Origin of the sequence: Chelatococcus sp. HY11 (assembly GCF_018398335.1) — a bacterium.
GTDB lineage: Bacteria > Pseudomonadota > Alphaproteobacteria > Rhizobiales > Beijerinckiaceae > Chelatococcus.
Genome location: NZ_JAHBRX010000001.1, coordinates 2,743,273 through 2,763,951, shown reverse-complemented (window position 1 = coordinate 2,763,951; position 20,679 = coordinate 2,743,273). Strand labels below are relative to the sequence as shown.

The following is a 20,679-nucleotide window of genomic DNA, read 5'->3' as shown; positions in this document are numbered from 1 at the left end:
CCTATCGGGAGACTTGTGGGTCGGCAGACCCCAGGGGGAAGTCTTGCGGGCCGGAGTTTAGCGGGCGATGACGGAAACCGTCCGTGGCGAGTTGCAAAAGGCCTTGGCGTGTCAGTTCATTGAGCCCCAGCGCTGGCAGAAGGTTGTTGTCGAGCGAAACATCCCGTCCGAGCATGATGCTGGCGATGGCGATCACCGCGTCATGCACGGGGGCGGCGACGTCGGCGAGACGCGCGACGTGAGAAGCAAAGACGATGCCGTATGGGATGTCCTGGGTCAGATAGCGATGCTCCATGGATTGCGGTCCACGCGGTCCGCGGCCATTGGCGTGGAGGGTCGCATTCATCTCGGCCATCGAGCCGGCCGGCACCCGGAACGACCGATGGAAATGCTCGTTGACGCTATGGATCTTGATCCCAAAGGCCGAGGCAATGGCGAGGCGCTCGCTGTCGAGCGCTTCCATCAGCCGGCCGACGGCCGGTGTGGTCTCGTGATACGGCGCCCAGTTTTCAGCATGCTCGATGCGGCTGGCATTGAGGAGGCAGACAGGCACATGGAACACGGGATTGCAGTTTGAAAGCAGGGCGATGGCGAGCGCCTCGGGCCGTTCTTCAAACTGCGCGGGAAGCAGGCTGCGGCAAACGGCGAGAGCCTCCGGCGCGGCCTCCGGGGGCATCACGGCCGCCTCGATGCGCGCACGGACGGTGCGGATGTCCACATGCCCGATGGCCTCGCGGTGGGCGGTGCCGGGGCTCGTGTTCAAAGACACGATCGGCAACGCCACATCGCGCACATTCAGGAGCTGTGCCAGGTAGAGGGCGCTCAGGGAATGGGCAGCGCTGATGATGAAGGGCACGCCCGGCCGCAGGAACGGCGCGACGCGATCCATCACCGGCCGATGGCCCGCCGCATCCACGACCAGCAGGACAGCGTCGGCGTCGGCCACGGCGGTGGCCGGGTCCGAGGCAACCGCCACCGGCCATTCACCCGTGAGCGCTCCCGTTGCGGTGACGCTCGCCAGGCCCGTGGTCGAAGCGCCGGAGGGAGACCACAGAACGGGTTCATGTCCGCGCGAGGCGAGGATGGCGGCGGCTGTCAGCCCCATCGCACCGGCGCCGAGAATGGCCACCTTCATGGCTGCGGCCCCTCATCCGGGAACAGACGGCGCATGTCGCCCAGGCTCTCGAGAGACCGGATCCGCCCCAGGAGGTCCTGTGCCGTGGGTGCGGGCATCACCTGCGCCATGTTGGCCAGAAATTTCTTCTCCAGCAGCGCGTCGCTGATGGGGTTGATCGGCTTCCCCGTCGACGCATTCTGCTGGGCGCTGAATTGGCGGCCGTCGCGCATGGTCACCGTGATGCGGGTCGCCTCGGCGGCGTCGCGCGCTTCAGCTTCGCTGGCGAAGGTCAGGCCGGCCTGCATGGTAACCTTCGCCATCTCCGCGCGAATGGCGGGATTGACGAGGTCGTCCGCGTTCAGATCGGCCGCCACGAAGTCGCCCCGGTGCAAAATGCAGCCGAGGGCGTAGGACAGCGAGAATTGCGCCTGCGTCACGTTCTGCGGGTCTTCAAAGGCGAGATTGGCGGCGATATGCGGCGTGACCTCGCATCGCACACCCGCGACGTCCCGTGCCGCCACCGCATTATCCGCCAGAACCCGCATAAGCGCCTCGGCGGCCGCCTGCACGGACGAGCAGGCCGGATAAAGCTTGTAGGATGCGCCCGCATCCTGGAAGCTGCCGAGCCCGGCGAAGGCTTGGTCGGTCCAATTGCCCGCATTGATGACGCGAATGAAACCGCGAGGCCCTTCGAAGGCATCGAGCGGCGCCTGTACACCCTTGCGCGCCAGCAAGGCGGCTCGCAGGCCCGTTTCGCTGGCGCGCGCGCACAGCAACGGCTTCATGTCCGAACCAACGCCGATCCGCAGGCCACAGGCCTGCACGGCGGCGATCGCCAGCGCCTGGGCCGTTTCCTCACGCGGGAGCCCCATCAACCAGGCCGTCGCTCCGGCGACGCCGACAGGACCGAGAACCCCCGTGTTGAACCAGCCCTTGTAGAAGAGGCTGTCGCGATCCTTGCGATAAGGGATGTCGGAGAGGCTCTCGGCGAGCGTCCGGACGATCTCCGTACCGATCGCAAAAGCCGCCAGGAAGCGCTCGCCTGTGGCGCCCTCGCTCTCGGCGAGCGCAAACAGGGCCGGGAACAGCGCGGCCGGCCCGAAGACCATGCCGCGATTGAAATTGGCGTCGAAATCGAGCACATGCGCCGCGGTCGCGTTGGCCCGTGCCGCCGCGATGGGCGCCGCGCGACGCGTCGTGCCGAGCACACGGGACGGCCCCGACGCTGCCTCGTCCAGCACCTCCTCGCGCACGAGCCGCGCGAGCGGCATGCCCAGGCCGGCATGGGCGACGCCGACGACGTCGATGACCGAGCGGCAGGCGGCAGCCTTCGCCACGGCCGGGATGGACGTGGCGGACAGCCCCGCCATCCAGTCTGCCATATGCTGCGCGACCGCCACCGGCTCGGCGTGCGGCGTCACCATCGCCATGCTCATGCGGTCCGTGCCGCGTGCTGTGCCTTCGCCTGCCGGCCGAAGCCCTTCTCGCCCACGACCTTGCCGTCCTGGTAAATGGTCTGTCCCCGCAGGAGGGTGCGGACAGGCTTGCCGACGAGCTTGCGGCCGGCGTAAGGGCTCCAGCCGCACAGGCTGAGCACGTCCTCGTCCCGAACTTCGTATTCGGTATTGAGGTCGACCAGCACGAGATCGGCGTGATAGCCCTCGGCGATATGACCCTTGTCCTTGAGGCCGAAGAGCCGCGCTGGCGTCTGGGACGTGGCTTCCGCGACGCGTTCAAGCGTGATCTTGCCGTCGCGGGCGGCCGTGAGGAACATGCTGAGGTAGAATTGCGCGGATGGTGTGCCGGTATGGGCCTTCCAACCGTCGGTCCAGCCGATTTCCTTCTCCTCGCGCATATGGGGCGCGTGGTCGGTGGCGATGATGTCGATGGTGCCGTCGTTCAACCCTTCCCACAGGCCCGGCACGTTCTTCTCCGGCACCCAATAGGAGAGCGCGTAGGAGCCGAGCCGCTGGATGGACGACCAGTCGCAGCCGAGGAACAGCGCCCAGGGGTTGATCTCGCAGGTGACCTTTTGGCCCGCGGCCTTGGCCTTGCGGATCAGGTCCACGCTGCCGGCGGTCTGGGTGTGGAGGATGTGGAGATGGCAGCCGGCGGCCCGTTGCAGGCGCAGGAGCGTCGCGATCGCCGTCTCCCAGATCACGCCGTCATAGGCTGCATAGGCCTTGGCATAGGCCAGCGCGTCACGCTCGCCACGCGCCCAGTATTCCTGCTCGATGACGTCCATGAGCGCCTGGTCGTGCGGATGCACCATCAAGGGCACGCCTTCCCGGGCGCAGGCCTTCATGATCTCAAGGATCCTGCCGTGATCGTGCACGCCGATGCCGGGCATATGCGGGTAGTCGCGGCCGGTATCGACGACCATGAAGAACTTGAACGCGGCGATGTCCTGGTCGGCGAGGCCGGCGACTTCTTCAAGGATCGTGGGCGCCGGGTTGAAGTTCCAGTCGACCACGGCATCCGTCTCGTAGATCGCGAACTGGTCCTTGAGAAGCTTCAGGCTGTTCGGGGGCGGGTTGACGTTGGGCATCGCCACTGAGGTGGTGACGCCACCAGCCGCGCACTGGAGGGTCGCGGTGTAGATGGTGTCCTTGTACTCGAAGCCCGGGAGGCTGCCCTGGCGATGGTGCGAGTGCATGTCGATGACGCCGGGGAATACCGCAAGGCCCTTTGCGTCGATGATCTCCGCGCCGTTCGCCTCTGGTGCGGCGTCCCCCTTGAAGATGCCGCTGATCCGGCCGTCGGTGACGGCGATGGAGCCTTCGAAACGGCCTTCCGGCGTCACGATGAGTCCATTCTTCACTAGGGTATCCATGAGGTTTCCTTTTTCGGGAAGCAGATGGTTCAGCCCGCGAGCCGTGAGGGCTCTGGCCGGCTTGTGATGGTCGCGAGGACGCGGGAGACGTAGTCGCGCGTGAGGCCCCGGGTGATGAAGACGATGCGCGAGGAGGCCCCGCTCGCGGGCCAGCTCGGCAGCTGGAACGGTGGGTGGAACAGGCGCTGGACGGATTGGACCACGACGGGCTTGTCCTGGCCCTCGATGTTGAGGATACCCTTCACCCGGAGAAGGTCGTCGCCATGAGCGATGACCAACGCATCCAGCCAGTGCGCCACATGCTCCCAAGCGAGCGCCTCATCGAAGGTCAGCGTGAATGTCGTGAAATCGCTGCCGTGATGATGGTGCGAATGCTTATGGGTGTGGCCGTGTTGAGCATGGCCATCATGGGCATGGTCGTGATGGGTGTGGTCGTGAGCGTGATGCCGGTGCGCGGCGTGCGCATCCGAATGCTCATCGGCCTTGGCGGGCGCCAGGCCAGATGCCACGAGCCAGGCATCCATGTCCCGGACTTCCGCCTGGGGATTGAAAGCCCCGGGTTCGAGCAATTGCGTCGGCATGACCGGCGCCGAGGAGGACGACAGAAGGACGCGCGCGGAGGGGTTGCGCGCCTTGAGGAGCGCCACCAGCTCATCGGGCACCGCGGCAAGGTCTGTCTTGGACAGGATGATGTCGTCGGCGACGACGACCTGACGCGCGGCTTCCTCGAAATCCGTGATGGTGCGTTGCCCATGCAGCGCGTCCACCACCGTGATGATCCGGTTGAGCACGTAGCGGCCAGCGACCGGGAAGGTCATCAGCGACTGGATGACCGGGACGGGATCGGCTACGCCGGTGGTCTCGATGAAGACCCTGGTGAACGGGCGGATTTCGCCCCGCGCGCGCTTTTCATTCAGTTCGCGCAGTGTCGTCACGAGATCGCCGGACACCGAGCAGCACAGGCACCCTGTGCTGAGCTCGATGGTGTTGTCGTTGCTTGCGGCGATCAGGGTGTGATCGATTCCGATCTCGCCGAATTCATTGACGATGACCGCAACGTCAGCAAAGGCTGGATCGCGAAGCCACGAATTCAATAGGGTCGTCTTTCCGCTGCCAAGGAAACCTGTCAGCAGATTTACGGGAATACGTTCCTGGTTCATCATATCCATTCCGGCGAGGGCCATGCGCGGGCCTTCGGCCTGCGCATGGGATGGGCCTCAGTTTCCGGCGAGGAAGCTCGGATCGTAGTAATTCTTCAGCTCAAACGGCTTGTCGCTTTCCTTGGCGGCGCCGACGGCCTCACTGATCTTCAGGAGATTGCGCAGGCTGTCGGGTGTCACTTCCAGCCCGCGGCCGATAGCCTTCTGCTGCTCGATAATAAAGGCGTAGGACTCGGCGCAGAGGGCCGGATCGACCTTGGTATAGGCCGCCAGAATATCGATGGCCTTCTGCTTGTTAGCCGGATCATAAATCCAGTTCGCGGCATCCCGTGTCGCCTGTGTCAGGCCAACGGCAGCCTTGCGGTTGGAAGCGGCCCAGGTCTTGTTCAGGATCAGCGGCGTCTGCAGGTAGTCTTGCGTGTAGTCGCCAAGAACCTTCATGCCGTCGCGCTGCGCCATCGAATCGAAGGGGGCGATCAGGAGGGAGCCCGCGACCTGGCCATTCTGCAGGGCGAGGATGCGATCCTTGGAATTCGCCATGGCAACAAGCTTGGCGCCCTTGCCGTCGACCCCGGCCTCGATCATCAGATAACGCAGGAGATTGGCGGTGCCGCCCTGAACGCCACCGGCGGTTACCGGCTTGCCTTCAAGATCCTTGGCGCTCTCGACACCCTTACCGCCGACGAAACGCAGGATCGAATGGCCGAGAATGGCGCCGGAGATCACGATCGGCGCGTTCTGGTCGATGGCGCGCATCGCGAGGTCCGCAACGGCGATGCCGGCCTCGACACTGCCGCTCGAAACGGCCTGCAGCAAGGCCGGGCTGGTCGAGGCGACGAGTTCCTTCACCTCGATGCCGTGCTTCGCGTAGAAGCCCTGATCCTTGGCGATCGCGTGCAGCCAGAGCAAGGCGCTCGGCGCCAGCATGGCGACGCGCACTTCCTGCTTCTCCTGAGCCTGAACCGCTGCCGGAGAAAAGGCGATCGTCGCCGCGAACAGGCCCGTCACAAGTGTCTGCAGAAATTTCATGTCAATTCCCCATCGCTGTGGCAGGGGCCTCTTCGGGCTCCCTTGACGCGTAAACAATCTACGACTGCCGCATATCAGCAATCAAGATAAATTGTCGTATATTGTCAATTATGATGATTTGCATCTACGTTGTGAAGCCCATAAAGAGGCGCCACAGACGGAAACGACGAAACGCGCATGACGCAGAGCAATCTCCTCGCCATCTTGCAACTCTTCGACGGTGATGCGGCCGTCCTGACAGTCGAGGACATCGCCCGCGAGATGGGTATTTCCGTCCGCACGGCCTACCGCAATGTGCGGGAGCTCAGCCACGCCGAGTTTCTCGACCCTGTCACCGGAGCAGGCTATGCGCTTGGGCCGGCCTTCATTCATTTCGACAGGCTGATTCGTCAGAACGATCCGCTCATCCACATCGCCGACCAGCCCATGCAGGGGCTTCTCGACAAGGCCAACCAGGCGGCGGCGGTCATCTTGTGCCGCCGTTTCCGCGATCGGATCATGAGTGTCCACAAAGTCGACGGAGCCGCGCCGCATCTGCCGGCGAGCTACGAACGCGGTGCTGCGATGTCGCTGTTCGTCGGGGCTCCCGCGAAGGCGATCCTCGCCTTCCTGCCGGATCGCGCGCTCCAGGCGCTCTACCTCAGGCACGAGGAAGAATTGCGCCATGCCGATGGGACCTCGTGGAATGATTTCCGGGCGGCGCTGAAGGAGGTGCGCCGGAAGGGGTTTTCTGCGACCACCTCGGAGGTCGGATCCGGGCGTCTGGGAATTGCGGCGCCCGTATTCCGCCGCTCGGTCGTCGTGGCAAGCCTCAGTCTCGTCCTCGATGCGGGCCTTGGTTCGAATTCCGAGAAGACAGCTTTCTACGCGGAGGCAGTGATCGGCGCGGCCCAATCGATATCGGCGGAGCTCGACAAGCACGAGGCGCAGATATCGCGCCCGTAAACTAAGTGATATGCGCGCATTTGGTGGGGCGATTTTCTATTATCGGTATCTGTAAGCTCATTGAGCTGGGTGATGACGCGCGATAATCGAGCGACGCGCTTCATGGGGAAATATTTCCACTGAATTATCGATCCCTGGATATGCGCAAGTCGCGAAAGCCCTTTTGCGCGACGGGGCTGTGTCCCCGCACGGCTGCGGACGCGGTGACCCCTCTTGCGCAGGGGCTTCAAGTTGTATATTTGTCGAACATCATCGTAGCGCTTCTCACGGGAGGACGCTTCGCAGAGGCGGGCGCCGTTGTTTCGTCCACCCTCGCTGTGGGGGCGAGGAGGGGTGACGGCGCGACCGCGATAATCCGGCGGATCAACGGCCGGCTGATCCAGGTGGGGATAAGGCCGTGAAAATAACGGATGTCGAAAGCATCATCCTGAGGCTTCCGGTGGTGCGCGCCATCGGGGATGGCTGCCAGTCGGTGCTTCTGATCCGGGTGCACACGGACGAGGGTCTCGTCGGCATCGGGGAGGCCCATACCAATCCGCTCGTCAGCAAGGCTATCCTCGACGCCCCGTTGTGCTCGGTCTCCGCGGAGGGTTTGCGCAACCTGCTGATCGGCGAGGACCCGCGCGACATCGGTCGCCTCTGGGACAAGATGTACAAGCATTCGGCCACCTACGGCCGGCGCGGCGCCCTCATGCATGCGATCAGCGGGATAGACATCGCGTTATGGGATTTGCTGGGGAAGATCGCCGGCCTGCCGGTTCATCGCCTGCTGGGCGGGCCACGCCGTGATGCTGTCCGCGCTTATGCCAGCGACCTGTCCCAGCCTGACCTCGGCGATACTATCGCGCTTGCTCGCCGCCACCGCGATGCCGGCTTCAAGGCCATGAAATTCGGCTGGGGCGGCCTTGGGCAGGATCCGCGCGCCGATGCCCGCGCCGTCGCCGCGATCCGCGCGGAGATCGGCGACGCGATGGATCTCATGATCGACATCGGGGTGCCGATGCCGCTCGACGACGCTCTCTATCTCGGCCGGGCCTTCGCCGATTCCGGGGTTTACTTCCTGGAGGAGCCGCTGTCGCCGGACGATGTATCCGGCTTCGCGCGTCTCGTCGCCCAATCGCCGACGCCGATCGCCACCGGCGAGAAGGAAACCACGCAATATCCCTATATCGACCTGATGGAGAGGGGCGGCCTGCGCATCATCCAGCCGGATGTCGCGCGGGTCGGAGGCATCTCGGAGGCCGTGCGCATCGTTCACCATGCCGAGGCCCGGGGGGCTCGCGTCATCCCGCATTGCTGGTCGACGGATATTCTCGTTGCCGCGACATTGCATGTCCTGGCGGTGCAGCGTGACGCGCCCTACCTCGAATTCAATGCCACCGACAACCCGCTGCGCACAGATCTCCTGGTCGAGCCCATGCGTGTTGTCGACGGACTCGTGAGTGTGCCGGACAAGCCCGGCCTCGGCATCACGCTGAATGAAGACACGATCGAGCGCTATCGCTGGAACGGCTGAGGATTTGCGGACATGCCCAATATCGCCATTGCTCGTTTGGGGCACGAAGGAAACAGTTTCGCGAGCATCAAGGCGACACTGCGGGATTTCAAGAATTTCGAATGGGCGAAAGGCGAGGAGGCGGTGTCCTTCTATCGCGGCACCAACACCGAGATCGGCGGGGCTGTCGCCTTTTTCGAGGTCCGTCCGGAGTGGCAGCCCACCTATCTGCGCTGTACCTTCGCCACGCCTTCCGGCGAAGTCACGCGGGACACCTATGAGGAACTTCTCGCGGAGCTGCTGGCAGGGCTCGCGGAGGGCCCGCCCGACGGATCCGGCCGTTGGGACGCGGTCTATCTCGGCCAGCACGGCGCGATGCAGGTCGAGGGTATTGACCATGCCGACCACGACCTCCTCATCCGCGTGCGCGAGGTCATCGGCGATACCCCGCTCGGGGCGTCCTATGACCTCCACGCCAATATCACGCAGCCGCAGATCGACCTGTGCGATATCGTCGTGGGCTACAAATGCCACCCGCATACGGACATGGCCGAGACGGCGCAGAAATGTCTGTCCCTGCTTTTGAAGCGCGTAGCCGGCACAATTCATCCGGTCGGCGTGGTGCGGCCGATGAACGCGCTCCTGCCGAGCATCAATGCGCGCACGACTGACGGTCCGATGGCCGAAGCCGCGGCCTTCGCCAGGGGGCTTGCGGAGGGCGCCGGCCTCCTCGATCTGACGATCTACCAGGGTTATGCCTACGGCGATCGTCCGCATGCCGGCGCCTCCGTCGTGGCCTATGCCGATGGGGACAGCACGTCAGCGGAGCGGGCGATCAGTGCCACGCTCGGTGAGCTCCGGCGGATCCGTGATCGCCTGTTCATCGCGATGCCGACGGCGCCCGGCGGCATGGCACGCGCGCTTGGCATCGCCAGGCAGGGCCAGGGCCCTGTCGCCGTGATCGATTCCGCGGATTATCCCGGCGCCGGCGCCAACGCGGACACGCCCGGCCTGCTCCGCGCCGTGCTCGATGCCCGCCCTGACGTGCCGACGGTGATGGCCTTCTTCTGGGACCCGGAGACCGTTGCCAAGGCGGCCGAGGTCGGCATCGGGGGAGAGATCGAGGTCGCGCTGGGCGGCCGGCTGACGCCTGATTTCGGAGCTCCGGTCACCGCGCGGGCGCGGGTGACGCGCCTGACGGACGGGCGGATCGTCAATACCGGGCCGTTCTGCAACGGCCTTGCCTTCGACTATGGCCAGACCGCCGTGCTGGAAATCGAGGGCATCCAGGTCATCGTCACCGAAACCTGTCTGACAGTGACGGATCCGAGCTTCTTTGATCTTCACGGCATTGACCTCAGCCGTATCGGTATTCTCGCCATCAAGGCGAAAAACCAGTTCCGCGCGGCTTTCACCAGCGTCTTCCCGACCATGATCGATGTGGATGTGCCGGGGCCGGCGGCTTACGACTTCGCCAGCCTGCCGTTCCGGCGCGTGCCACGGACGCATTTTCCTTTCACGCGCGACGCGTGAGGGCGTTCAAGGGCGCGGTCATTCCGGGGCTCGGGCCTTTAGGCCCGCCCCACGATGATTGGAGGAATGCGGACCTGGCCCTAGGACCAATCGACATTCAAGGATGTCCCAAGAGATACCATTGTCATCACCGGGCTTGTCCCCAAAGTCGAGTTTACCCGATTTCGGCTCTTGATAGGGAACTCGGCAATCGCCGAGTTCCTGTGATCCCGACTGGAAAGGTGCCTCAATTCATCGGGATGGCCGGGACAAACCCGGCCATGACGCTGAGAACGCTGAATGTCGATTGAGTCTATGGCTCGGTATCGGAAACAAGCCGCGTCCGGGCATTGTCGATGTGATGGCGCATGGCGGTCCGTGCTCGGTCGGCATTGCCTTCGACGAGGGCCGAGATGATCGCGTCGTGCTCGTCCTGGACGAGGCGGTGGCGCTCCGGCCGCTTCTTCAGCGAGAGGCCGCGGGTCATTTTCAGGCCGGCGTCGAACAGGGGCCGAAGATTGCGCAGGGTTGCGACGAAGAGTTCGTTGTGGGCCGCTTCAGCAATCGCCTCATGGAGTTCGATGTCGATTTCGCTGCCAACCTCGCGCGCGCCGATGATGGCTTCGAGCCTTTGGTTGATCGACAGGATATGCGCGAGATCCGCCTCGGTGCGGCGTTGCGCGGCGTGATAGGCGGCCTCGCCCTCGATGGCGATCCGCAGTTCGAAGAAGCGCAGGACGTCCGCGACCGCGCCCTTGGGCGCGTAGTCAAAGAACTCTGAATTCGGCCGGCGCTGGACATAGGTGCCGGAGCCTTGCCGGGCCGCGACCAGCCCATCGACCTGAAGCCGGGACAATGCTTCGCGCACGATGGAACGGGAGACGCCAAAGACGTCAGACAACTGATTCTCTGAGGGCAGGCGCGCCCCTTCGGCATACTCGCCGGACACGATGCGCTGGAGGATCTGCTCATAAAGCTGGTCTCCCAGCCGCAAACGCTGGGCGGGCCGATATTTCGCAACGCTGCCGCTCATCTCTGCTCCATCATCCGGCATCTGTTTCGCCATGGGTTCCGATGATACTCCGGTCGCTTGACTCGAGGGTCATCCAAGCTATAAATATATCTGACATTTATACAAGTGGGGAGCGGCATGAAGGTTGGTGCGGTTACCTTTCACGATCTCGCGCAGTCCGTTATCGCCGTTCCTCCTCTGGCCCAAACGCCTGCGCTGACCTTGGCGAAGCCCGCCAATGCCGCCTTGATCAAATATCTTGAGCGTGGCGGGGTCTCGACGCTGATGTATGGCGGCAACGCCAATTTTTACAACCTTCCCGTCAGCGCCTACGCCGAAACTCTCGCCTTTCTGACGGACGCCGTTTCTCCGGACACATGGATCATTCCGGCGGTCGGCCCGGATTTCGGCCGCATGATCGATCAGGCGCCCGTCGTGCGGGACCTCAAATTCCCGACCGCGATGGCGCTTCCCGCCTATGCCGGCAGCTACACCTCCGCCGGGCTTGCCACGTCGCTGCGCTACTTGTCAGACAAGATCGGCACCCCGGTGCTCATGTATGCCAAGCATGATCGCTGCATCGAGCCCTCCGACCTGCGCCGCCTTGTGGACGACGGTGTGGTCGGCTGGGTGAAATACGCGGTGGTGCGCCGGGATCCCGCGGAGGACGATTTTCTGCGCGCGCTCCTGGAGGCCGTCGATCCCCGCCGCATCATCAGCGGCATCGGCGAGCGTCCGGTCATCACCCATTTCGAGGCCTTTGGTCTGACGAGCTTCACCTCTGGCTCGGTGGCGGTCGCTCCACGTCTGTCCAGCGCGCTGCTGGCGGCGCTCAAGGCTGATGATCGCGCCACGGCCGAGGCCATTCGGCAGCTTTTCATGCCGCTCGAGGATTGTCGGGACGCCTTTGGCCCGGCGCGTACCATCCATGATGCTGTGACGCTCGCGGGTGTGGCCGATATGGGGCCGATCGCGCCCTTGCAGAGTAATCTCAACGAGATGGAGCGGGCCGAGGTCACCACGGCAGCGCGCGCTCTCGCCAATCATGATGTCGCTGCCATGGCAGCCTGAGCGGGATCATCAATATGTCGGCCTTTTTCCAGCAGCACGGGCTGCGTCGTGTCATCAACGCATCGGGCACCGAGACCGTTCACGGTGCGAGCCGGTGTTCGCCGGCGGTGGTCGAGGCCGTTTGCGATATCCTGCCGAGCTGGGTGGAGATCGCGGACCTGCAGCGCGCGGCCAGCGAGACGATCGCCGCCGTTACCGGCGCGGAGGCCGGCATCGTCACGGGCTGCTCCGCGGCGGGCATCTCCATCTGCGTGGCCGCGGCCATGACCGGCCAGGATCTCGCGAAGGTCGAGCAGCTGCCGGACACCGCCGGCATGAAGAAGCGCGTGGTCCTGCAGAAGGGCCACGAGGTCAATTTCGGCGCGCCGGTCAGCCAGATGGTCAGGATCGCCGGCGCCGAGGTCATTGAGATCGGGACGGCGACGTCCTGCGCGGTCTTTCAGCTGGAAGCGGCGCTCAATGGCGAGGTTGCCGCCGCTCTCTATGTCATTTCCCATCACACCGTGCAGAGCGGCATGATCGATCTCGCTACCTTCTGCGCGATTTGCCGGAAGCATGGCGTTCCGGTCATCGTCGATGCCGCGGCGGAATATGACTGGCCCGCGATGATCGCCGCCGGCGCAACGGCCGTGATCTTCAGCGCGCAGAAGGCTGCCGCTGGAACGACCGCCGGCATCATCGCCGGCGAGGAGGCCTTCATCCGCGCCTGCTACTATCAGGACCGCGGCGTTGGTCGGGTCATGAAGGCGGGCAAGGAAAGCATCGCCGGGGCGATGGCGGCGCTCGCGCAATGGCAGGCCGTCGATCGCGCGGCGATCAAGCGTGGTGAGGAGGAGCGGCTGGCGCAGGCCGAGACTCTGCTGGCCGGCATTCCTGGATTGCGTCTCGAGCGCCAGCCCGACCCGCCGGGCAACCCTTTCGAGCGGCTCATGCTGCATGTGGATCCAGCGGTGGCGGGGCTGAACGCCCATCAGCTCGGCGAGGCGCTCGCCGCGGGCGATGTCAAGGTGGTGCTGCGCTCGCTCCATGCCGACCGTGGCTATCTTCTTTTCGACGTCCGCCGGATCGATGATGCCGAGCTTCGGCTGATCACGGACAAGGTCCGCGGCCTTCTCGCCAAGGCGACCGAAGCGAGCGCCGCATCGCCTGTTCCCTCGAAGGGGGACGTCGCGCGCCGTGCCCTCGAGGCTTGGCCCGCCCGCTCGCCCCAGAAGATTTCGGCTAATACCGCCTGAACCATAGAGCCTGACCTCGCGGAGTTCTATATGGCTTATGATCTCCTGATAAAGAATGGCCATGTCATAGACCCCGCCCAGGGGCTCGATGGTCCCCATGATGTCGCCTTCGCCGACGGTCGCGTCGCGGCAGTCGCGCCCTCGATCAGCGATGCATCGGCAAGGGAGGTGCGCGACGCCGGCGGCCTCTATGTCGTGCCCGGATTGATCGATCTTCACACCCATGTCTATTGGGGTGCGACCTTTCTCGGTGTCGAGGCCGAGCGTGTCTCCCGCGCCTCCGGCATGACGACGGCAGTCGATGCCGGCAGCGCCGGCGCGGGTAATATTCGCGGGTTCGTCGACCATGTCGCGGTGCGCTCACCCGTGCGGATACTGGCTTTCATCAACCTCAGCCTGGTCGGCATCTTCGTCGGTGACGGTGTTCACGTCGGCGAGGCCGAGGATTTACGCTTTCTGGATATTCCGCTCTGCGTCCAGGCCGCCAAGGCCCATGCCGAGCATGTCGTGGGCGTGAAGATCCGCGTCGGGGCCTCGACGACGGGGGCGCTTGGCGCCATTCCGTTGCATATGGCGCTGCGTGCGGCGGAACTCGCGGGCAACCTGCCGGTCATGGTTCACATCGGCGCGGGCATGCCGCCTCGCATCGAGGATATCGTCGATCCGCTCAGACCCGGCGACGTGCTGACCCACTACTGCACCCCTAAGGAAAACTCGCCCCTGACCAGCCGCGGGCAGCTGCGGGATTGCATGATTGCCGCCAAGGAGCGCGGCGTCATCATGGACGTCGGGCATGGATCCGGCTCGTTCGGCTTCGATGTGGCCCGTGTCATGCTGGAATCCGGCCTCGCGCCGGATGTGATTTCCAGCGATGTCCATCTCAAATGCATCGATGGGCCGGCCTATGACGTGCTCGCGACCATGTCGAAGTTCCTCGTGCTTGGGATGCCGCTGGTCGAGGTGATCCGCGCCGCCACTGAGGCGCCGGCGGCGGTATGCCGGCGGCCCGATCTCGGCACGCTGCGGCCGGGAGCTATCGGCGACGCGACGCTTCTCGAAGTTCGCAAGGGCGCGGTAGTTTTCAAGGACAGCATCGGCGGATCACTGCAGGCCGACCGGCGTTTCGTGCCGCGCGGCACCATCATCGCCGGCCAGTGGTGGCATGATGGGGCGGTTGCGGCCTAGCGGTCGCCGCGCGGAGTGCACCAAGCACAGAATCGTGTGGAGACTGAAAAGAGCAAGTCAATCAGGTTCAAATATAAACAAGAGGGGATCGCGGAACCATGTTGATTTCACGCAGAGGATTGATTGCGGGCGCCCCGGCGACGGCGCTCATATTGGCGAACCGCAAGGCTTTCGCGCAAACCGCCGGAAAGAAGGGCGGTGACATCATCGTCGGCATCGGCAGCCCGATTCCGTCGCTCGATATCATGGGAACCACGGACGATGTCGGGCGGATCATCAACCTGCATCTCTACGAAGCACTGGTAACGCGCGACGAGAAGCTGCAGCCGTCGGCGGGTCTCGCGGAATCCTGGGAGATCTCTCCCGACGGGCTGACCTACACCTTCAAGCTGCGCAAGGGCGTCAAGTTTCACAACGGCAAGGAGATGACGGCGACGGACGTCAAGGCGTCCATCGAGCGCTACCAGCGCATGAGCTTGCGCCGGCGCTATCTCGACCAGATCGCCGAGGTTAGCATTGTCGATCCCGGCACGGTGGCGATCAAGCTCAAGGCGCCGCAGCCGCTTTTCCTGAACAACTTCAGTCAGCCGGAAGTGCTGGTGGCGATCCTGCCGGCTGAAGACGGTGACAAGGATCCGGGCAAGACCAGCTTCATCGGCACAGGTCCGTACAAGCTCGTCGAGAACAAGGCCGACAGCCACGTGAAGCTGGCGCGTTTCGACGACTACGCGCTTGATACGCGCTATCCCGGCCCGAGCGGCTACGGCGGGCGCAAGGACGCGCTGTTCGATACGCTTACGTTCCGCATCATCGCCGAGCCTTCGGCCATGGTCGCGGCCATAGAGACGGGCGAGATCCACCTCGCTGACCTCGTGCCGGAACACGCGGTGCCCGGTCTCAAGAACAACAAGGCGCTCACGGTCATCAACCGCATGCCGACGGCCATGCAGAATCTGACCCTGAACATGGCCGTTCCGCCGATGGACAAGTTGCCGTTCCGGCAGGCGATCGCATCCATCCTCGATATGGACGAAATCCTGGCTGGCGCCAGCGACGGCAATTATCGCCTCAATCCCTATCTGCAATATCCCGGCTATCCGCTCTATCCCGAGGGCATCAAGGCGCCGCTCTATAATGCGAAGAACGCCGAACAGGCCAAGAAGCTGGTTGCCGACGCAGGCTATAAGGATGAAGTCATCCAGATCATCAGCGCCAGCACCTTTCCCTGGCACTCCAACACCGCGCTCATCATTTCCGAGCTGTTGAAATCGATCGGCATCAAGACCCAGATCGAAACCATGGACTGGCCTGCGGTCGTTGCATTGCGCGCGAAGAAGACCGGTTGGTCGCTCAACCCCGGCCAGTTCGGCACCGGACCCTGGCTGGGCGACCCCGTGCTGTCGATCGGCGATCTCGGTGGCAAGACGTCGTCAAATAACGCAGAAGATCCCGTCCTGGCGCAGATGGTCGCCGATATGCAGCTGAAGCCGACCGCCGAGGAACGCAAGGAAGCTTGGTACAAGGCGCAGCAGCATATCCTCGACAATGTTCTGTCGATCAAGCTGGGCGATATCGGCCAGACCCAGGTACGCAGCAACAAGGTCGTTGGCTTCACGCCGTTCCGCACCACGCGCCTCTGGGGCGTCAGCTTTGCATGAGAATGTAAGCCTGACCGAGGCCGCCGCTCTTTCTCCCGCTGTGGCCTCGCAAACGCAAGTCTCGTCTCATGAAGTCTCGTCTCATGAGGTCTCATCTCCGGAACCCCGGAAGCGCTTCTGGCGTTCCCGGGTCTTCCGGCAGTTGCTGGCGCATCGCAGCTTCGTCTTTGGCTTTACGATCGTCGCGTTCATGACCCTGGTCGCGATCATGGCGGGGTGGCTCATCACCCATGATCCGCTGCGCATCCAGATGCGGTTCCGCTTCCAGCCGCCGTTCAGCGGACAGTACTGGTTCGGCACGGATCATCTCGGACGCGATCTCTACAGTCGCCTCGTGATGGGCGCGCGCGTGTCCCTACGCATCGGCTTCTGGGTGATGATCGTCTCCGGCGTGCTCGGAACGATCGTCGGCGCCTGCGCCGGCTACTTCCGGGCCTTCGACGGCATCATCATGCGGTGCATGGACGCCCTGATGGCCTTTCCCTCAATCATGCTGGCGATCGCGATCGCTGCGGCCTTGGGGCCTTCCGACCTCAATGTGGTGCTGGCCCTTTCGGCGATCTATGTTCCGAGCACCGCGCGGATCGTCAGGGCGTCCGTTCTGGTGGTGCGGGAGATGAGCTATGTCGAAGCGGCCGTATCCTCGGGCGTGAGGCCCTTGGTCGTGCTGCTGCGCCACGTCCTCCCCAACAGCTTCGCGCCGTTGATCGTGCAGCTCAGCTTCATCTTTGCCTATGCCGTGCTCGCCGAAGCGGTGCTCAGCTTCCTCGGCGTCGGCACGCCGCCGCCTACGCCGAGCTGGGGCAATATCATCGCCGACGGCCGGGCCTATATCCGCGAGGCGCCGTGGATCACTCTTATTCCCGGTCTTGCCGTCACCTTGACCGTGCTCGCGCTCAACCTTCTGGGGGATGCCTTGCGCGACGTGCTCGATCCACGCCTGAAAGACAGGGCGGACGCATGAGTGTGCGACGAATCTCCATGGTCCCGCCTGACATGAGGGCTACGCCCGACGTGGCTTTCCGCTGGTCCGGAGGGAGCGCAGAATGACACGCTATATTCTGCATCGGCTGATCGCCTCTATCCCGGTGATCTTCCTGGTCACGCTGATCGCCTTCTCGATCATGCAGCTCGTACCGGGTGACCCCGCCGCGGTCATCGCCGGTGCGAACGCCACGCAGGAGGAGGTGGAGCTGGTCCGCCAGCAGCTCGGGCTCGACGAGCCGTTTCTCGTACGGCTGATGCACTGGTATGGCGCGCTCCTCCAGGGGGATCTCGGCCAGTCCATCCTGCTCCAGCGCAGCGTGACGAGCGCCATCATCGAGCGCGTTCCGATAACGGTGTCGTTGACCCTCTATGCGATGGTGCTGACGGTGACCTTCGGGGTGACGGCCGGGGTGATCGCCGCCGTCTATCGCGGCAGCTGGGTGGATCAGGCCTGCATGGCGAGCGCCCTGCTTGGTGTGTCCCTGCCAAATTTCTGGCTGGCGCTGATCCTGATCTTCGCCTTTGCGGTGGGGCTTGGCTGGTTTCCCACCGGCGGCTATGTGCCCTTCACCGAGGACCCGGTGGGCTGGCTGCGGGCTCTCACACTGCCTGCCTTCACGCTGGGCTTCCTGCAGATGGGCCTTCTGGCGCGCATCACCCGTTCCAGCATGCTGGAGGTTCTCAATCAGGACTATGTACGCACCGCCCGCGCCAAGGGGCTGCCAAGCTGGCAGATCATCAACAGGCACGCCCTGCGCAACGTCGTGGTGCCGGTCGTCACCGTCATCGGCATCATCACCAGCCATATGGTGAGTGGCTCCGTCGTCATCGAGACGGTTTTCTCACTGCCCGGCATCGGGCGGCTCGTGATCCAGGGCATCCTGCGCCGCGACTATCCCGTCATCCAGGGCGGCCTGCTCGTGACGGCCGTCGCCTTTGTCCTGATCAACCTGATCGTCGACGTTCTCTATTCGCGGTTGGATCCCAGGATACGCCTCGCCGCGCGCGCGTGACGCGCCGCCGTTCATGGGCGCGCCGGTCAGGCCACGGGCTTGGCTGGCGGACGAAGCGGCTCGCCGAGCGTGTGCATGAGCCGGTTGGCCCAGCCGAATATGGCCGCGGACAGCACGAGGTCGGCCATTTCGAGGGCCGAGAGGCCACAGTCGCGCAGCGCGGCGGCATCCTCGCGGGTCACGGCCGGCGGCGTCTCCGATAGCTTGACCGCGAAATCGAAGATCGCCTGCTGGTGTTCCTCCAGCTCGGCGGCCGGCCCGTCAGCGAAGATCCGCGCAATGACGTCGGTGCGTTCGGTCAGGCGGTTGAACTGCGCCGCGTGAACCGACGCGCAGTAGACGCAGCGGTTGACGATCGAGGCGCCGACCGCGCCAAGCTCGCGTTCCGCCCGCGACAGGCCATCGCGCCCATACATGATCGCGTTGAAGAGCGGCGAGCGCACCGCGAGCGATTCCGGATCATGCGCCAGCGTCAGCACATACTCCGATACCTTCTTGTTGGAGGGCGTCACCTTCATCGCGTCGAGCTGTTCCGGCGTCGCCTCCTCCAGCCGCACCGGCTTGAGGTAGGGCGACCACTGCAGGGGCTCGGCCGTGAATTCGTGGACGGGGCTGTTCTGGACTGGTTCGCTCATGACATTTCCCATCACATCACGCCCTGAAGGCTGCGGAAGCCGGCGATGACGCGGGCCTGATAATTCACGAAGGCCGCGAGCTCGGACAGCCTCACGATATCGGCCTCGTCGAGCCCCGCTGCCTCCAGCGCCTCGATGTCGGCACGGGTGGCCGCGCGTGGTTCGCGCGTCAAAAGATCGATGTGCCGGACAATCGCCGCGAGGCGCGGTTGCGTCGGTGTGGCCTCCGTTGCCGCTACCGTGACGGCGAGTTCGCCCGCAGCTGCCCCGGTTTTGGCGAGCAAGGTTTGATAATGAGCCGCTAGCGCATCGTCGCCGAGCCAAAGGGCCATACGGGTGGCCAGCGCCGCGCGCATGGCATGGCTCAAGCCTCCCGGTGCCTTCGGCAGCAGCACGGCGTCGTGGCTGGCGTCGCTCAATCTCATGATCTCCGCCCGCGCCTTCAAGGCTTCCGCGAGGGGAGATCCCGCCGCGATGCTGGCGAGCCCCTGGATGATGTCAGTCTGCATGGCGGTGCTGCTCCCATGGGACAGTCGATTTTGGCACAGGCCGTTTCGGGACAGGCGGGTTCAGCCTGGTTTTCGCCCTGCCGTCACGTGGCCGCCTGCGCTCGACGCTAATATGCGTTTTATAGATTTACATTGTCATATAATCCAAAAAGTGAATAGTGGAATTTCCAGAGAGCCGCAAATACGGCAGTGCGATGCATACTTGATAATAACGATAGATTTAATAATATGCGACACATGAATTTTGAGACCCTAGACCTCCGGCAATTGGATGCTTTCGCCGCCGTCATGTCGGCAGGCAGCATCACGGGTGCTGCGCGCCTTCTGGGACGTTCGCAGCCGGCCGTAACGCGTCTCATCCAGGAGTTGGAGGCCAATCTCGGTTTCGCTCTGCTGCACCGGAACGGTCCACGCATCACCCCGACCAACCGCGGCGTCCTGTTTCATGAGGAGGTCGAGCGCTTGCTCGTCAGCCTGAAGCATATGCGTGAACGCGCGATGGCCATCAGCGAGGATGCTTCGCTCGCCATCGAGATCGCCGCCATTCCGGCCCTCGCGGCCGGTCTCGTGCCAAGAGCGTTGGCGGTTATCGACGCGGCTCTCGTGCCGAACCAGGTGCATGTGCAGTCCGCGCCGGCGGAACGGGTGGTGCAGTCCGTTCTGGCGCGTTCCGCTGACGTTGGCGTGGCAAGCCTGCCGCTGGAGCATCCGGGGCTCGATATCCAGTGGATCGGCGAAGCGCCATGCGTCGCGGCCGTGCCGGCTGGGGATCCGCTTGCACGTGGCGAAGTGGTCCGTCTCGCCGATCTGGCGGGCCGGCGTATTGTCACCATGGCCAATCCCTACCGGCTGCGCCGGCGCATTGACGAAGGGTTGAGGCAGGCTGGCGTGACCCCGTCCGCCATTCTCGACACCAACGCGTCTTTCACGGCCCTCGGCGTCGCAAGGACCGGCTTCGGGGTGGCACTGGTCGAGCCGGCGACCGCCTACAGCCTGCCGATCGAGGGGCTGGCGATCCGTCCGCTCGATGTCCACATCCCCTTCGTTTTCGGCATCGTCACGCCGCTCGCTAAACCGCTCACACCCGCCATCGAGGCCCTGATCAGCGCATTTGACGTGGTCTCCGCCGCGCTCGTGCCCGGATTGAAGCGGCTTGATCCCGGCGGGCGCGAGAGCCTTGCCGATGTCCTCTATGGTCGCGACCGCCAGCCCGCTGGCGAGGACGGTGACCCATCCGCTCCCGCCGAGGAAGGGACAGACCTATGACTGCGACCGCAGACATG

General features: G+C 64.2%; 18 protein-coding genes. 10 read left to right on the top strand and 8 right to left on the bottom strand.

From position 1 onward, the window contains the following. Position 1: 1 nt before the first annotated feature. The 5 genes from KIO74_RS12635 to KIO74_RS12615 are packed head-to-tail and all read right to left on the bottom strand — an operon-like array spanning position 2 to position 6,139. Positions 2-1,135 (bottom strand): NAD/NADP-dependent octopine/nopaline dehydrogenase family protein, encoded by a 1,134-nt coding sequence (locus KIO74_RS12635; RefSeq protein WP_213332319.1) that lies wholly within the window; start codon positions 1,133-1,135, stop codon positions 2-4. Beyond that, positions 1,132-2,547 (bottom strand): MmgE/PrpD family protein, encoded by a 1,416-nt coding sequence (locus KIO74_RS12630; RefSeq protein WP_213332318.1) that lies wholly within the window; start codon positions 2,545-2,547, stop codon positions 1,132-1,134. Before KIO74_RS12630 ends, KIO74_RS12635 begins: the two co-directional genes overlap by 4 nt. Before the next feature lie 2 nt (positions 2,548-2,549). Then, positions 2,550-3,950 carry a dihydroorotase gene (locus tag KIO74_RS12625; protein ID WP_213332317.1) on the bottom strand — a complete coding sequence of 467 codons (1,401 nt, stop codon included), beginning with the start codon at positions 3,948-3,950 and terminating at the stop codon, positions 2,550-2,552. A 29-nt stretch (positions 3,951-3,979) separates the two neighbouring features. After that, complete coding sequence (locus KIO74_RS12620) at positions 3,980-5,113, bottom strand: CobW family GTP-binding protein (protein WP_213332316.1); 1,134 nt, start codon at positions 5,111-5,113, stop codon at positions 3,980-3,982. A 54-nt stretch (positions 5,114-5,167) separates the two neighbouring features. Further along, positions 5,168-6,139 carry an ABC transporter substrate-binding protein gene (locus KIO74_RS12615; RefSeq protein WP_213332315.1) on the bottom strand — a complete coding sequence of 324 codons (972 nt, stop codon included), beginning with the start codon at positions 6,137-6,139 and terminating at the stop codon, positions 5,168-5,170. Positions 6,140-6,316: 177 nt separating this feature from the next. Between KIO74_RS12615 and KIO74_RS12610 the strand changes: the two genes are divergently transcribed. From KIO74_RS12610 to KIO74_RS12600, 3 genes are all read left to right on the top strand, one after another. Continuing rightward, on the top strand, positions 6,317-7,084 hold the full coding sequence (locus KIO74_RS12610) for an IclR family transcriptional regulator (RefSeq protein ID WP_213332314.1): 768 nt from the start codon (positions 6,317-6,319) through the stop codon (positions 7,082-7,084). A 397-nt stretch (positions 7,085-7,481) separates the two neighbouring features. Next, complete coding sequence (locus tag KIO74_RS12605; RefSeq protein WP_213332313.1) at positions 7,482-8,600, top strand: mandelate racemase/muconate lactonizing enzyme family protein; 1,119 nt, start codon at positions 7,482-7,484, stop codon at positions 8,598-8,600. A gap of 12 nt (positions 8,601-8,612) precedes the next feature. Beyond that, on the top strand, positions 8,613-10,112 hold the full coding sequence (locus KIO74_RS12600; protein WP_213332312.1) for a M81 family metallopeptidase: 1,500 nt from the start codon (positions 8,613-8,615) through the stop codon (positions 10,110-10,112). 292 nt (positions 10,113-10,404) lie between these two features. Here the strand turns inward: KIO74_RS12600 and KIO74_RS12595 are convergent, their stop codons facing one another. After that, complete coding sequence (locus KIO74_RS12595) at positions 10,405-11,124, bottom strand: FadR/GntR family transcriptional regulator (protein WP_213332311.1); 720 nt, start codon at positions 11,122-11,124, stop codon at positions 10,405-10,407. A gap of 117 nt (positions 11,125-11,241) precedes the next feature. Here KIO74_RS12595 and KIO74_RS12590 point away from each other — a divergent pair, with 117 nt between their 5' ends. From KIO74_RS12590 to KIO74_RS12565, 6 genes are all read left to right on the top strand, one after another. Beyond that, entirely contained in the window at positions 11,242-12,174 is a 933-nt protein-coding gene (locus KIO74_RS12590; RefSeq protein WP_213332310.1) for a dihydrodipicolinate synthase family protein, read from the top strand. A gap of 14 nt (positions 12,175-12,188) precedes the next feature. After that, positions 12,189-13,409, top strand: coding sequence for an aminotransferase class V-fold PLP-dependent enzyme (locus KIO74_RS12585; protein ID WP_213332309.1), 1,221 nt, complete (start codon positions 12,189-12,191; stop codon positions 13,407-13,409). 30 nt (positions 13,410-13,439) lie between these two features. Next, positions 13,440-14,594 carry an amidohydrolase/deacetylase family metallohydrolase gene (locus KIO74_RS12580; protein ID WP_213332308.1) on the top strand — a complete coding sequence of 385 codons (1,155 nt, stop codon included), beginning with the start codon at positions 13,440-13,442 and terminating at the stop codon, positions 14,592-14,594. A gap of 98 nt (positions 14,595-14,692) precedes the next feature. Continuing rightward, positions 14,693-16,252 (top strand): ABC transporter substrate-binding protein, encoded by a 1,560-nt coding sequence (locus KIO74_RS12575; protein WP_213332307.1) that lies wholly within the window; start codon positions 14,693-14,695, stop codon positions 16,250-16,252. Beyond that, on the top strand, positions 16,245-17,216 hold the full coding sequence (locus tag KIO74_RS12570; protein WP_283772126.1) for an ABC transporter permease: 972 nt from the start codon (positions 16,245-16,247) through the stop codon (positions 17,214-17,216). Before KIO74_RS12575 ends, KIO74_RS12570 begins: the two co-directional genes overlap by 8 nt. 82 nt (positions 17,217-17,298) lie before the next feature. Beyond that, the gene (locus KIO74_RS12565) at positions 17,299-18,252 is read left to right on the top strand and encodes an ABC transporter permease (protein WP_213332305.1); all 954 of its coding nucleotides are present in this window, start codon (positions 17,299-17,301) and stop codon (positions 18,250-18,252) included. Between the two features lie 26 nt (positions 18,253-18,278). On the opposite strand, the gene KIO74_RS12560 is transcribed toward KIO74_RS12565, so the two are convergent. Both KIO74_RS12560 and KIO74_RS12555 read right to left on the bottom strand, forming a co-directional pair. Next, a complete protein-coding gene (locus tag KIO74_RS12560) occupies positions 18,279-18,887 on the bottom strand; it encodes a peroxidase-related enzyme (protein WP_213332304.1) in 609 nt (202 codons plus the stop codon). Between the two features lie 11 nt (positions 18,888-18,898). Continuing rightward, positions 18,899-19,396, bottom strand: coding sequence for a CMD domain protein (locus tag KIO74_RS12555; protein WP_213332303.1), 498 nt, complete (start codon positions 19,394-19,396; stop codon positions 18,899-18,901). Positions 19,397-19,624: 228 nt separating this feature from the next. Here KIO74_RS12555 and KIO74_RS12550 point away from each other — a divergent pair, with 228 nt between their 5' ends. Beyond that, positions 19,625-20,662 (top strand): LysR family transcriptional regulator, encoded by a 1,038-nt coding sequence (locus KIO74_RS12550; protein WP_502762058.1) that lies wholly within the window; start codon positions 19,625-19,627, stop codon positions 20,660-20,662. Positions 20,663-20,679: the final 17 nt, after the last annotated feature.